At 54.6% G+C, this 14,644-nt stretch carries 11 protein-coding genes; 10 read left to right on the forward strand and 1 reads right to left on the reverse strand.

Annotated elements, in window-relative coordinates; all coding sequences use genetic code 11:
• Positions 1–236 precede the first annotated feature (236 nt).
• The 8 genes from A7X77_RS10620 (at position 237) to A7X77_RS10655 (ending at position 10,530) form a co-directional block, all read left to right on the forward strand.
• Positions 237–1,426, forward strand: a protein-coding gene (locus A7X77_RS10620; protein ID WP_127431705.1) for an IS3-like element ISRle4 family transposase whose coding sequence is annotated in 2 segments (ribosomal slippage) — positions 237–486 and positions 486–1,426 — 1,191 coding nt in all. Because the reading frame shifts where the segments join, the coding sequence is not laid out codon by codon here.
• 923 nt (positions 1,427–2,349) lie between these two features.
• Positions 2,350–3,387 carry a transporter substrate-binding domain-containing protein gene (locus A7X77_RS10625; RefSeq protein ID WP_064682895.1) on the forward strand — a complete coding sequence of 346 codons (1,038 nt, stop codon included), beginning with the start codon at positions 2,350–2,352 and terminating at the stop codon, positions 3,385–3,387.
• 44 nt (positions 3,388–3,431) lie between these two features.
• Positions 3,432–4,637 carry an ABC transporter permease subunit gene (locus A7X77_RS10630; protein ID WP_245293729.1) on the forward strand — a complete coding sequence of 402 codons (1,206 nt, stop codon included), beginning with the start codon at positions 3,432–3,434 and terminating at the stop codon, positions 4,635–4,637.
• Positions 4,638–4,849: 212 nt separating this feature from the next.
• Positions 4,850–5,608 (forward strand): amino acid ABC transporter permease, encoded by a 759-nt coding sequence (locus A7X77_RS10635; protein WP_245293730.1) that lies wholly within the window; start codon positions 4,850–4,852, stop codon positions 5,606–5,608.
• Entirely contained in the window at positions 5,608–6,390 is a 783-nt protein-coding gene (locus tag A7X77_RS10640; RefSeq protein WP_064682897.1) for an amino acid ABC transporter ATP-binding protein, read from the forward strand. The genes A7X77_RS10635 and A7X77_RS10640 overlap by 1 nt, the downstream gene beginning before the upstream one ends.
• Positions 6,391–6,575: 185 nt before the next feature.
• The gene (locus tag A7X77_RS10645; RefSeq protein ID WP_064682898.1) at positions 6,576–7,553 is read left to right on the forward strand and encodes an asparaginase; all 978 of its coding nucleotides are present in this window, start codon (positions 6,576–6,578) and stop codon (positions 7,551–7,553) included.
• 135 nt (positions 7,554–7,688) lie between these two features.
• Complete coding sequence (locus A7X77_RS10650; protein WP_064683088.1) at positions 7,689–9,128, forward strand: M20/M25/M40 family metallo-hydrolase; 1,440 nt, start codon at positions 7,689–7,691, stop codon at positions 9,126–9,128.
• 28 nt (positions 9,129–9,156) lie between these two features.
• Entirely contained in the window at positions 9,157–10,530 is a 1,374-nt protein-coding gene (locus A7X77_RS10655) for an amidohydrolase family protein (RefSeq protein WP_064682899.1), read from the forward strand.
• Positions 10,531–10,693: 163 nt separating this feature from the next.
• Here the strand turns inward: A7X77_RS10655 and A7X77_RS10660 are convergent, their stop codons facing one another.
• Positions 10,694–11,491 carry an IclR family transcriptional regulator gene (locus A7X77_RS10660; RefSeq protein ID WP_064682900.1) on the reverse strand — a complete coding sequence of 266 codons (798 nt, stop codon included), beginning with the start codon at positions 11,489–11,491 and terminating at the stop codon, positions 10,694–10,696.
• Between the two features lie 392 nt (positions 11,492–11,883).
• On the opposite strand from A7X77_RS10660, the gene A7X77_RS10665 reads away from it, so the two are divergent.
• On the forward strand, positions 11,884–13,050 hold the full coding sequence (locus tag A7X77_RS10665) for an aminotransferase class V-fold PLP-dependent enzyme (RefSeq protein WP_064682901.1): 1,167 nt from the start codon (positions 11,884–11,886) through the stop codon (positions 13,048–13,050).
• Positions 13,051–13,163: 113 nt separating this feature from the next.
• Positions 13,164–14,588, forward strand: coding sequence for an aspartate ammonia-lyase (locus A7X77_RS10670; RefSeq protein WP_064682902.1), 1,425 nt, complete (start codon positions 13,164–13,166; stop codon positions 14,586–14,588).
• Positions 14,589–14,644 lie beyond the last annotated feature (56 nt).

Consider the following 14,644-nt stretch of genomic DNA (forward strand, 5'->3'; position numbering starts at 1 on the left):
TAGGCGGGACCGTAGCACCAGCCAAAACAGAGGCGGCAACGGCAGCGTTGCGCCATTCACAACTCCAATGGCCACGTGACAGGAAAAGGTCACTAACCCCAGCCCTAACATTATCGATCGAAGTCCTGTTTTCGTCGCGACCCAAATCCATAGTGGTTGGCTAAAAGCGCCTGACCTTGCCCCGTTGAAATAATCCATTTTGAAGTAAGCTCTGGCCCATTTGAGAGGACCAGAGGATGAAGCGCAATCGTTTCACAGACGAACAGATCATCGGCATATTGAAGGAGCACGAGGCAGGCACGCCGGTCTCGGAGCTTTGCCGCAAGCATGGCGTTAGCGATGCCAGCATCTATAAATGGAAGGCCAAGTTCGGCGGCATGGAGGTGTCCGAGGCCAAGCGGCTGAAGACGCTTGAGGACGAGAACACGAAGCTGAAGCGGCTTCTGGCGGATGCGATGCTCGACAATGCTGCCTTGAAAGACCTTTTGGGAAAGAAGTGGTGACGCCCGCGGCCAAGCGGAAAGCTGTTGCGCATCTGATGAGCCATCATGGGATGAGCGAACGGCGGGCGTGTAAAGCCATTGGTTTTTGCCGAATGACGGTCCGTTACGAGACCAGGCGCGACGATGATCATGAGCTTCGCGAGCGAATGAAGGCGTTGGCGCATGAACGTCGCCGCTTCGGATATCGACGCATTCATGTGCTGCTCCGGCGGGAGGGTCACCTCGTGAACCACAAGAGGCTCTTCCGGCTCTATCGGGAGGAGAAACTGACGGTGCGCAAGCGCGGCGGTCGCAAGCGAGCGATAGGCACGCGAGCGCCGATGCTGGTGCCGATGGTGGCCAATGATCGCTGGTCGCTAGACTTCGTGTCGGATCAGTTCACCGATGGGCGCAGGTTGCGGATTCTGACCGTCGTCGATGATTGCACGAGGGAGTGCCTGGCGCTCGTCGCCGATACATCGCTTTCCGGTCTTCGCGTCGCACGGGAGCTTGACCGGATTATCGAGGTGCGCGGCAAGCCGAGGATGATCGTCAGCGACAACGGCAGCGAGTTCACCAGCAACGCGATCCTGCAATGGGCGGACCGGACCAAGGTTGACTGGCATTACATCGCGCCTGGAAAACCGATCCAGAACGCTTTTATCGAAAGCTTCAACGGGCGGCTGCGAGACGAGTTCTTGAATGAAACTCTGTTCTCGTCGCTTGCTCATGCCCGGTCTGCGCTTTCAAACTGGCGTAGCGATTATAACGATCAACGCCCGCATTCAGGCCTTGGCTGGCTGACACCGGCCGAATTCGCTCAGACACTCAACCCGCGACGTGATGCGGTGCTGCGCAGCCGAAATGGCTCCGCACCGCAACCCGCCGCTACCGAACCAACAACAGCAACCAAAAACCGCTGGAGCGAACTCAAAACTGGATAAAACTTGGGGGCAAGGTCACGCCCATTAAGGTCCAGCCCGTTAGCGCAATTGATGCAGATGCCATCGAAGGTCTCTCGGAGAGCGTGAGGAGGATCGCTAGGGGCGCCATTGCCGCGGCGATACGATAGAGAAACGTTATGCCGAGGATACCCAGCGCACTTGAAGGAAGTCTACTCATGCTAGTGACATTCACGTGGGTCAAAACTCGGACTAACTTTCCCAAAAAGAGGTGACTGTCTCCGAACTAAGGAAGATTGATTGCTCCTGCCATTGATCTCGCCCGGCGATTGTCGCGCCAGTGTGTCCAGCCTTGCGCGAACGTTCGGAACCGAGATCGTCGGCGTCGCATTGCTAGAACGTGCGGTTTGGAACTACCCGCATACGGTATTCTTCGATACTGTCAGACTAGGTAGGGTCGCATTTCAAGGTGGAGGTGGGCGGCATGATCAAGGTGTGGCGCTTGACGAGACCCGCTAAAAGGGGATCAGCCAAGCGACCTACTCTAACTGATGCCGCCCGAGAAGAGGCGAAGCGTGAGAAACAAGTACGCGCCCGTTTCCCCGCGAAACTCGCTGACGTGACCGATTTGAAAATCCTCGCCAGTTGAGTTGACGGGCAAACTCGGCCTCGCTCATGAGCAGCGCCCTCGCAACCGAACTTGATCACCAATTCACCGCGGGTTCTAGGACGACGATTCTCCGGGCCGCGCACTCTCTTGTTCTGAAACAAAGCTTCGCATCACCTCGAATCCGCAGCAAGACTAAATTTTTCCCTTTCTCAAAAAACGGAAAGATAGACACTCAATATTGATAATTCGGTAGACTTTGCATGTGCGCTGTGACTTCCTCAAGAGACGCCTTTGAAGTTTGCTCAAAGCGAGAACTACAAAACTGGGCTCATCAAATAACCACAGGGGAACTCACATGCGCCTAACATCATCAATCGCATACCTCACTGCCGCATTCGCTCTTACAGGTGCAGCAGCCACTTCGGCGCAAGCTTCTGTGCTCGAGAATGTTAAGCAGCGTGGCGTGCTCAATTGTGGAACCGACAATACCACGCCAGGTTTCGGCTACCTTAACCCGAAAACTTCGAAGATGGAGGGGGTTGATGTAGACCTTTGCCGCGCCGCTGCGGCCGCCGTTCTGGGTGATCCCGACAAAGTCAACTTCGTTGTTGTGACGGATAAAAGTCGTTTCAACGCCGTACAGACAGGTCAGGTTGATATCGTTTATGCACATACTTCTCTGTTTGCGTCCCGAGCAGCGGCGCTTGCAGTCGATTTCCTTCCCCCGTACTTCTTCGACGGAGGCGGAGTCATGGTCACTGCCGCGTCCGGTGTGAAGTCGATCAACGATCTTTCTGGCGCAGCAATCTGCACTACTCAAGGATCCGGCAGCGAGGCGACGATTGCCCAAGAGGTCAAAGCCCGTAACATCACGAACACGAAAATCCTGACCTTTGACACAAGCGAAAAGCTGTTCTCTGCACTCACCAGTGGCCGGTGCAACGCCATGTACACAGACAAATCGGCTCTTGCAGCTTGGCGGGGAAACTCCCCGAAGTCATCTGACTACGTCATATTGCCGGAGACGCTCGGAGTAGCTCCATTTGCCGGAATTGTCGTTCAGAACGATCCTGAATGGCGAAAACTGATGAGCTGGACGCTCTACGCTTTGCTTCAAGCCGATGACTGGGGCATTACGAGCACGAACCTGGCCGAGATGCAGAAGTCTGCGGATCCGTCGATTCAGAAGTTTCTTGGCGTGAATGGCGGATTTGGTGCCGATTTCCACGTCTCGGATAGCTTTATTTCCGACATAATCAAGGCGGTCGGCAATTATGGCGAAATCTATGACCGGTCGCTTGGGCCGAAGACACCGCTCTTCCTAGAGCGCGACAAGACTCCTAACGCTCTCCCGAAAAACGGTGGCATCTTGTACTCGATCCTGTGGCTTTGACGCCGCACCGACCATGCCAGGACGTTTTTGCTTAGGGCCGTGATATGATGAATAACCTTACGCAGGTACGGCTCGAGCCGGCTACGCCGCTGTCAGCAGGACGGCGGCGTAGCGCCCGGATCCGCCACAAGATGATCCACGGCAGCATCGTCATCGCTGCAATTGCCCTCGTTGCTGCCGTTGGCGTAGCAATCCAGCAAAGTTTGATGGCTCGGGGCATTTCCTTCAGCTTTGATTATCTTTCGCGACCGTCGCAGTTCAATATGAGCGAAGGTTTTGCAACTGCCTGGCAAGGCTGGTGGCCGGTATTTGCCGAGGTCACGTCGGCGTCCACAAACCTGCAGATGCTCACGGCAGGATTGTTCAATACGATAAAGGTAGCGATCCTTGCGGTCATATTCTCCACCCTGGTCGGCGTGGTTTTCGGTGTCGCTCGACTATCGACGAACTGGTTAATACGCCAGTGCGCTTTCATCGTCGTAGAGTTTGTTCGCAATACCCCGCTGCTCATACAGGTGGTCTTCTGGTACTTTGCATTCTTTCTTCAGCTTACGCCTGTAACAGATGCGGCGAATGTTGAATCGTGGTTTGTCTTTGGGCAATCCGGCCTGTTTTTGCCTTTACCTCAGATTTCTAGCGGCTTTGGCGGCCTCGCTCTGGTCGTCGCGGCGATAGCTTTCTTGTTGGCGGCCTGCTCTTCGCGGCTCTCTTCCACCCTTCGGTGGTCGATGCTCGCCGCAGGTATTTTGGCAGCTACCGCGAGCTATGCCGCAGGGTTTCGCATCGAACTGGCTTTGCCGATTGTTGGACGTTTCGGTGCTACTGGGGGAATTCAGTTATCAGCTGAGATGTCTGCGATCCTCACGGCCATAATTGTCAATAGTACAGCCTATATCGCGGAGATCGTTCGCGGCGCTATTGAAGGGCTGCCGAAAGGTCAGTGGGAAGCCGCCGCCTCTGTCGGGTTATCCCGTCGAGACACGATACGAGACGTAATCCTTCCCCAAGTCTTTCGAATTATTTTACCGTCCCTCGCAAACCGCTACATCAGCTTGACTAAAGATACTTCACTCGGGATTGCGATCGGATTCCCTGACCTGTTCAACGTCAGCGGCACGGTCGCAAACCAGTCGGGACACAGTCTCGAGACAGTAGTGATTGTTATGGCCGTTTATCTGCTGCTCAGTTGGATAATCAGCGCCCTCATCAGCTATGCGAACGCACGCGCTACTTTGGAGGGTTCACGGTGATGGCAAGATCGTACCTGTGGATACGACGGAACCTCTTCAGCAGTCTTTTCGATTCCGTTTTGTCGATACTTGTGCTCGCGCTGCTCGTTTGGGCTTCGGCGCGCTTGCTAGGCTGGGCACTACACGATGCACATTGGCGCGGCATATATGAAAGCCGACGCCTTCTGCTGGTTGGCTTATATCCGCCGGAGGACATATGGCGGACGTGGGTAATGCTTGGGGTCGTAGCCGTTGCGATCGGCGCCATGATGCTCCCCAAGCTACGTCGTTTTCCGATTTTGATCTTCCTGGTCGCGAGTGCAGCCGCAATTTTGGTTTTGGCGCCTCCGGGATTTGATCGCTGGGGCGGCCTGCTTCTGAGCCTTATGCTCGCTGTGATTGTCTCAGCTGCATCCCTGCCGCTTGGTGTCCTGCTAGCCTTCGGCCGGACCAGTCGTAACCCGAGCCTACGAGCCTGCTGCACCGGGTATATCGAGGTGATGCGTTCAGTTCCATTGATCCTCGTTGTCTATTGGATCTGGATCACAGTGCCGTTGTTTTTGCCTGACGGGTCAGTCTCCTCTCTCGTGCGTGGTATGATTGGTTACACCGCATTCAACGCCGCTTACGTCGCGGAATTTGTTCGCAGCGGCATCCAAGCCGTGCCGCGTGGGCAGGCGGAAGCGGCCAAGTCTTTGGGAATGTCGAATTGGACAATCTCCACCGAAATCGTTTTGCCCCAAGCCATTCGGTTTGTTCAACCAGCCCTTGTGGGCAACGTACTCGACGTCTTCAATGGTGCAACACTGGTGTTCATTATCGGATTGACCGACTTTTTGCGAGCAGGACAGATGATCCTGGCGGATCCGGCTTCAAGCGGCACGGTCACCGAAGTGTATGTCTTTATGTTCGCCGTGTACTTCCTGATCGGTTCAGCAATCACCTTCGGAGCTCGCCGGATGGAAGCTCGTATGCAGAGGAGTGCTCGTTAATGCCAATCCAATCCAATGGCTCCCATCCAACGATTGTCACGTTCGCCAACGTTAACAAATTTTATGGCAGGTTCCAGGCACTATCAAATATCAGCCTGTCGGTGACAGCAGGCGAAGTTGTGGTGCTCATTGGCGCGAGCGGCTCTGGGAAATCTACCCTCATCCGATGTGTCAACGGCCTGGAGACATATCAAGACGGCTCATTGACGGTCGACGGCCATTCCATGCCGACCACGGAAGATCTCGAGTCCAGCGGTGCCAAGGCGCTGCATCAGATCAGGCGCGGTGTGGGCATGGTGTTCCAGCAATTTAATTTATTTCCGCACAAGACAGTGCTGGAAAATGTCACGCTCGCTCCAATTCGCGTTCGTGGGAAGTCTCGGGCAGACGCGGAGGCAACGGGTATGCGGCTACTTGATCGCGTTGGATTGGCAAACCAAGCACAAAAGTATCCAGGTCAATTGTCCGGCGGACAGCAACAACGTGTCGCTATCGCACGTTCTCTAGCGATGGAGCCGCACGTCATGCTGTTTGACGAACCTACATCTGCGCTTGATCCCGAGTTAGTTGGTGAGGTGCTCGACGTCATGCGCGAGCTGCGCAATGAGGGCATGACCATGATGATCGTGACCCATGAAATGGCATTTGCTCGCGAGGTCGCCAATCGTGTCATCTATATGGACCGAGGAGCGATTGTGGAGGTTGGTCAGCCGGAACAAATATTCGACAAACCGACGAATGAGCGCACTCGCACCTTTCTGTCTCGTGTGTTGAAGCACTGAGAACGACCAGCTGAGCGCTGTAGATCTGGCTCGAGTTCGCAGCTTTTTAGCTTTGGCAACCATCAGTTCGATTGCTGGTGCCTCAACTTTGACTATCAGCTTATCGAACTGAATTTCATGACGCGGAGCACGTTGCAGAACTCTAGTAGGCCTGCCAGCGGGTTCCGCCGTAAATAGGTTTTAGGATGGCAACGGAAATTCAAAACGCAAATATTCTCGTTTTGGCGACTGGTGGATCGATCGCGCAAACGTCAACCGACGTTCCAACGTTGACCGGAAAGTCGCTGCTCGGCGCCATTCCCGAATTTCAAAATAAGGCCGGTATTGTCGTAGAGCAGATTTCCCAAGTTTGCAGTCCTGACGTCACTGAGGGTCATTGGCTGGCATTGGCGCGCCGCGTCAACATGGCAGCAGTAGATGACCAGATCCATGGAATTGTTGTGACGCATGGTACCGATACTCTGGAAGAGACTGCATTCTTTCTGCATCTCACAGTCAAAAGTGACAAGCCGGTGGTCGTCGTGGGCGCAATGCGTAGGCCCTATTCACTCGGCGCGGACGGGGCGGCCAACCTCCGCGACGGAATCGTTGTCGCGGGTTGGCCAGAGGCGAGAGGTAGGGGCGTTCTTGTTGTCCTGAACTCTGAAATCCACTCCGCCCGGGATGTCTCTAAAACCAACTTCAATCTCGATGCATTCAAGTCTCCGGATTTTGGCATTCTTGGCCAGGTGGTCGCTGGGCGGCCCCGTTTTTATCGACGCGTGGAACGAAAGCATACGCTTGGCACCGCGTTCACAGCCGATTTACCGCACCTGCCACGTGTTGCGGTCGTCTACAGCCATGTTGGCGTGACACCGGACATGCTCGAGGCAATTGCGACGTCCGGGTACGAAGGCATCGTTTGGGCTGGCACCGGCAGCGGTAGCCTTCCTCAGGCAATAAGGCCAGCCGCCACGGCACTCGTGAAGAATGACGTGGCTTTCCTACGCTCATCACGCGTGAACTGCGGCCATGTCAAACGCAATGATGAAGTCGATGACGATGCGCTGGGGTTCATCACCAGCGATACGCTCAACCCGCAGAAAGCGCGCATCCTGTTGATGCTTTCGCTCACCCAGACCAAGGACCCCGTGGAGATACAGCAGCTATTTGACACTCACTAGAAGAGTACCGTGCGGTGGCGTTCGTTAAAGGCTCCCCACGGCTCAACGGCGCATTAGAAGCACAACGTGCTGGCTAACCTTCACACGGGAAAGGACCGATAGATGTCGAAATTGAATGGCGCATTTGCTGCGGACATGCCGGAGAAAAAGTTGAAGAGTCTAGAAAAAATTCTGAGCTACGCGGACACCAATATAAGCGGCAGCTTAGACCGGCTTTTTCAGTTGTTGCGCATACCTTCTGTCTCCTGCGATCCGCATTATGCCGACCAATGCCAGGAAGCGGCAAGATGGTTGTCTGACGAACTCGAGAACATCGGGTTTGCCTCTTCGGTTCGGGAAACAATTGGACATCCGGTCGTTGTTGCACATCATAAGAACTCTGGCGGTCCGCATGTCTTATTCTATGGTCACTATGATGTTCAGCCGATCGATCCACTTGATGAATGGGAGGCAGACCCATTCGACCCACAACTAAGAGTGCAGTCGAGCGGTGAAACCCATATTGTCGCGCGTGGTGCATCCGACGACAAAGGCCAGCTTTTAACGTTCATAGAAGCGTGTCGGGCCTGGAAGGCTGTGACAGGCAGCTTGCCCATAAGCGTTTCTATGTTCTTCGAAGGCGAGGAAGAGAGTGGCAGTCCCAGCATGGATGCATTTCTGGATCAAGCTGGGGCTGAATTAAGCGCAGACATCATGCTGCTGTGCGACACATATCTTTGGAATGACGCGGTTCCAGCAGTCACTGTCATGTTCCGCGGCTTGCTTGAAGAAGAAATCGAAATCACTTGCGCCAATCGTGATTTGCATTCGGGTGCCTACGGAAATGCTGCTCGCAATCCTATTCAGGTTCTGGCCGAGGTGATCGCCAGCTTGCGAGGCCCGAAAGGGGAAGTTGCGATCGCAGGGTTTTATGACGACGTCAAAGAACCCGGCCGAGAGCTGAAGGCCGAGTTGGATAAGCTCCATTTCGACACCGAGACGTTCCTGAACAACGTCGGGCTGTCACAGTCTGCCGGCGATCAAACGTATTCCGTCTTGGAGCAGGTTTGGACGCGCCCCTCATGCGAAATCAACGGCATTGCGGGCGGATATTATGGCGATGGTTTGAAGACGATCGTCCCCTCCAAGGCGACCGCGAAAATATCCTTTCGCTTGGTAGATGGCCAGGACCCTGATCTGATCCGGGCCAAGTTTCACGAGCACATCCGCACCAGAATGCCATCAGACTGCGCTGTCAAGTTCACCGAACTTGGCGGAAGCAAAGCTTCGGTCATCCCCTGTGACAGCAAGTACCTGCGGCGCGCTCGCGCCGCATTGAAAGATGAATGGGGTTGCGACTCGGTGCTGATTGGGTCCGGTGGCTCCATCCCAATCGTCAGCGTCATGCAAAGCAAGCTGTCCATCAATTCCTTGCCAATTGGCTTTGCGCGATCCGACAATCGCCACCACAGCCCGAATGAAAAGTATGATCTCTCGAGCTTCAAAAAGGGGATCCGGTCCTGGATCAGAATCTTGGCCGAGCTGTCAGCCGATGAGGGTAATTATGGATATCTGAAGCCGCACCCACAGGTTTGACGGTACCCCGCAGGAAATGGAGAATAAAATGGCTAAGAGAACAGCTTCAGATTTTGATCATTTGGGACCTTTCCTTTCAAAGCAGCATCCAGAGTTCCTGAAAATCTTCGAAGCGATCGACGAGCTGCCGATCGATGATGCGCATTGCCATCTGGTAACTGACCGCGAGCCGATCATGACATCAACGCGCTTCCTTGAGCGGATGTCTTTGGCAGCGATGGACACTGTGCCCGCCTACTTCCCTGCAGGTGTTTATGATCGATGGCTCGTCGCTGACGAAAAGGTTCGACACGAGCTCAACGCGAAATTTGGGATTCAGCAAAAGATCGACGGGATCATTGGTGACATATCGCAGAGTATCTTCGTCAAGTTCCTTGTGAAAGAGATGGCGCAGTTTCTCGGCTGCGAGCCAAATCTCGAAGCTGTCATGGAGGCCAGGAATGCTCGTTCAAAGAACTGCTGGAGTTATGTAAGCAGCCTGCTTCAAGACGTCAGATATGAAAATGTCATGGTTGATACGGGCTATTGCGAAGGCGCTTCGCGCGCGGAAATCGACCGGTATGAAGAGGGTATCCTACCGTGTCGGATGAACAGACTGGCGCGAATAGAGATGATCCAGAAAGAGCTCTTTCCGCTGGAAATCACGTTCGAGGAGTACGAGCAACGCTACACCGCTCGCCTTCTGGATTTGCTCGATGGGACGGGAAACTATGGCAAAAAGTCCTATGGGATGAAATCCTATCTTCTCCCCTACATCGGGCTGATAGAACCGCTTTATGACAGGGAAATCGCTCGAGAATCCTGGCAGGCACTGAGAGCGTCATATCACAACATCCCGACGATGGACCGCCAGTCGGAATACAACTTGTCCAAGGATCTTCGACGGTACAATTTTACCCTTGCTCTCGAAGAATGCCTGACGCGCGACATGCCAATGCAAATCCACACGGGTGACGGCGAGGCGCCGTCCGTCATCCTGCGCAATCAGGATCCGTTCTACCTGGAGGAAGTTTGCCGGTTTGATCGAGACGGGGTTATGCGCATGCCGAAAATTATCCCCCTCCATGCGGGCTACCCTTCGGTGGGAAAGGCCGCCTGGCTCAGTCACCTTTATCCGAATTGCTATTTTGAACTGTCGATCATGACGCCCTTCGTGCACCAGAACTTGTTTCAGCGATACATGCAGGTGATGGAGGTCGTTCCGCTGTCCAAGATCCTCTACGCAAGCGACGCATTTCACGTTCCGGAATTATATTGGCTGGCCGGGCGCTGGGGTAAGCGATACCTCGCCAAGGCATTGACCGAGTATGTCGTTGGGGGGAGTCTAGACTTCGACGAAGCAATTGAGGGTGCGAGAATGATACTTTATAAAAACAACAGATCGCTGTACGCACTCGATTAGGCCCTCGGCCGGACTCGCTCATCTCATCGCTGCCCCTATCGGCCGGGTGACTTGACCGGCGGACTGGGTCTTCTACGCAATGGCTGCTCTATGCCTCGTACCGTTTTCTTTGCCAGGCTGCGAGCAGGTAAGCTCCCAACGGGTTGGACAGCCCGTAACGTGACTATGCGCTTAATTCGGCCGTGGAATCGTCGTTTGTCTCCAATATGGTTGCCGATAAAAGCTTCGCTGCTCGGACTAACGGTTCACGAAAGTTCTGGAGGTCGTCAAAGCTGACGCGGGCCACGGGAACCGAAACCCCAAGACAAGCTATCAATGTGCCGCCGGGCGCAAGAATGGGGACAGCACAACCGACCACTCCCTTAACGAACTCCTCGTTGGTGCGAGCCCACTCGCTTCTTCGTGTCTCTTCCAAAACCTGCAGGAGCGCTTCAGGATCCGTTATCGTGTGGTCGGTGTGCTGTTCCAGATGCAAAGCGCGAACAAGCTTCTCACGAGGCTTTGTGGCAAGCATGCTCAAATAGATCTTGCCGGTCGATGTGCAGTAAAGAGGAGCGCTATGACCAGGATCAAATTGCAGGCTTTGTGGGGCTTTTACTCGTACGCTGTCCACATAGACGACGGCGGTATTCCTGACGATCCCGATCTCGCATTGCTCTCCGATCTCTGCAGCGACATTTTGCAGCACGGCATGCCGCCGCGCTGTTCGAAACGCCGATCCTATCGTTTTGCCTGCCAAGGTCACGAGGTTGTTCCCGACCACGAAGCGTTTCGTTCCCGCTGCGCGCTGCAGCAGTCCACGGGACTCAAGATTGCTGATCAACCGGTGGGCGGTCGGCAACGGCAGATTGAGATTCTTGGCAATTTCTGCCGCTGTGACCGCTTTAATCTGAGCCGCGACGAAGTCGAGGATCGCGAAGGCCCGATCGAGTGGACCATCGGTTTGGATGCTGGGAGTCATTGATACGCCGTTTCATGATGTTTTCGATCGAAAAACGGAAAGAAATTTTCCGATTAACAATCATAGCAACGATTGACAGGTTTGAGAATGCCGCTCGTCCACAATGTACAATCATATGCATCTTTCCAAACGCTATCGCTTCTGCGCCTTTGAAACAGGGCAAACTAAAAAGACCTTAAGGGAAGGGAGATCGAAAATCTTCCTTGGATTCTCACAAATTGGAATAAAAGAAGCTGGAAAACGATATATCGATGGACCCAGCAAGCGTTTTAAATATGCTCTGAATGTCACTGGGCGCCCGCCTCAAAACTCGCAGCGCCGACGCGGCAGATAAATTTGCACGGATGTAATGGCTAGCTCCGCCTGCGGTTGGCTGCCAGTCGGAGAATTAAATGAAGCAGCACTACGATGTAGCCGCGGTGAGGAAGTTGTTTCCCGCCGTCGATAAGATGACGTACCTTGACTCTGGCTTCCAGACGCCGATGTGCGCTCCCGTCAAGCGGGCGCTAGAAGCCTTCTTAAACGAAAGCTACGAAACGGCTGGGCCGAAATCCGTTTGGCTCGAGCGTATGGAGGCAACACGGACCAAAGTTGCCAACCTCCTCAATGCGACGCCAGAAGAAATCGCCTTCACAAAAAACACATCGGAGGCAATGAACATCGCCGCCAACGCTTTGCCGCTAAAGGCCGGAGATAATGTTCTGATGATCCATGGGGATCACCCGAACAATGCCTATGCATTCTTGAACCTCAAGAAAAAGGGTGTTGAGGTTCGCTTCATCGATATGACCGAGACGGTCAATGCGGACAGCTTTCGCGCCGCGATCGATGCGAACACAAAAGCGATCTCGATGTCATCCGTTACCTTTCACGCCGGACATCGCTTTGACATCGAAAGCGTAGGCAGCCTTTGCAAAGAAAGTAATCTTTACTTCGCGATCGATATTATGCAGGCCGTCGGTGTAGTCCCTATTGACGCAAAGAAAGTTGGAGCAACATTCATCGGCTGCGGCACTCATAAAGGGCTGCTCGTTCCTCAGGGCCTGGGCCTTCTCTATTGGGATCGAACGCGGACCGAATTGGAGCCGGCCTATCTGGCGGCGATTAGTCTCAGGAATCCGCCTGCCGATTTCATCGCACGTCCTGACGACATGGTGGTAGCGGTCACGGCAGCCAGATTCGAGATTGGAAATTTCAATCTTCCGGGTATCCACGCCCTCGACGCGGCGCTCGATCTGATCGCCCAGATTGGGATGGAGAATATTCAGGCGCATTGTTTCGAGCTTGGAGACAGGCTCATTGCCGGCCTTGATGCATTGGACATCCAATTGGTAGGACCTCGCGACCGTGCTCTTCGGGCACCCCACATCTACGTGGCTGCACTCCCCGCAGATGAATGGGTGGACTACTTTACATCCGTCGACGTCCGCGTCTCGCCGGAACGTGACGGAGTGCGGATCTCACTTGGAATGTTCAACAATGCCTCGGACATAGACCGCCTTCTGGAGGTCATACGCACTCGGCGCCAGGCAAATGGCCAATCGACGCAGGCGGCCTAGGTTCGGTCGCTTCAGCGCATTTGCGCACGGGCATTCGACCGCCCGGGGCGGCCGAGGGCCTTCACGCACTAAACGCGATTTTCCGATGAGAACTCACCAGAGGACCAAGCAAATTGACCAGCGCTCCTACAATTGAACGCATCGAGAGAGATTCGCTTGGGCAGGTATGCATTCCGGCGGCCGCCTATTATGGACCGCAAACGGCGCGAGGGATTGCCAACTTCCCGATCTCAGGAATTTCGATCAGTCAGTTTCCAAACTTCATTCGGGCTCTGGCTTACGTGAAGATGGCGGCAGCGCGAGCAAACGCTAAACTTGGCGACCTCGATTTCGCCAAAGCCGATGTGATATACGCGGTTTGCGAAGAAATTCTCGCGGGGCACCATATGGGCGAATTCCCTCTCGATGTCTTCCAGGGCGGGGCGGGCACATCGACCAACATGAACGTCAACGAGGTCATCGCAAACCGGGGCCTGGAAATCATGGGGCTGCCACGGGGACAGTATGCCGACCTACACCCAAACAACGATGTGAACCTCGCCCAATCGACTAACGACGTCTACCCCACGGCGATCCGGGTGGCGATCCTGCTCTCACAAGGAACGCTGCAGCGTGCTCTTGGCCAACTCGCGAGCGAGCTAGAAAGCAAGGCAGAGCAGTTTTCGGGCGTGATCAAGCTTGGCAGAACCCAGCTTCAGGACGCCGTCCCAATGACCTTGGGACAAGAATTCCAGGCGTTCGCAACGACGTTGCGTGAGGATGTTGCACGCCTCGGTGAAATCAGTGCGTTCTTCCACGAAGTGAACCTTGGCGGAACGGCAATCGGAACAGGAATAAACACGAGTCCTGAATATCAAGCCGAAGCTGTTGCTCAATTACGATTGGTATGTGGACTGCCAATCGTTGCCGCCGGCAATCTGATCGAGGCTTGTTGGGATACCGGCGCATTTGTCCTCTTCTCAGGAATGTTAAAGCGAACCGCGACCAAGCTCTCGAAGATCTGCAATGATCTGCGATTGCTTTCCAGCGGACCGCGGGGCGGCCTCAACGAGATTAACTTGCCCGCACTCCAGCCGGGCTCGTCAATCATGCCGGGCAAGGTCAATCCCGTCGTTCCGGAGGTCGTCAACCAAGTTGCCTTCCAGATCATCGGCTATGACCTCACTGTTACAATTGCTTCCGAAGCGGGGCAGTTGCAACTCAATGTGATGGAGCCGGTAATTGCGTATAATATCCTGCATTCACTTGAGCTTCTGACCAACGCCGTCGACGTGCTTCGAACAAAGTGTGTGACGGGAATCACCGCTAACATTGGGACATGCCGCAAGCACCTCGAAGCAAGTACTGCCGTTGCCACAGCACTCACGCCGGCGATCGGCTATGAGCGGGCTGCTGAACTGGCCAAGGAGGTGCTGGCTTCCGGGAAGACTATCCGCGAGGTCCTCGCCGGGCATCTGGACCTTTCGGAGGATCTGATAGCGCAAACGGCGGATCCGCACCTTCTCACCAGCCCACGCAGATCCACAGCATCGCGATAACTGGTCGGCTGTCGGACTGGCAGACGCCACATTCAGACACTCTTGAATCCGAAGGA

Source organism: Rhizobium bangladeshense (assembly GCF_001662075.1).
Classification (GTDB): Bacteria; Pseudomonadota; Alphaproteobacteria; order Rhizobiales; family Rhizobiaceae; genus Rhizobium; species Rhizobium bangladeshense_B.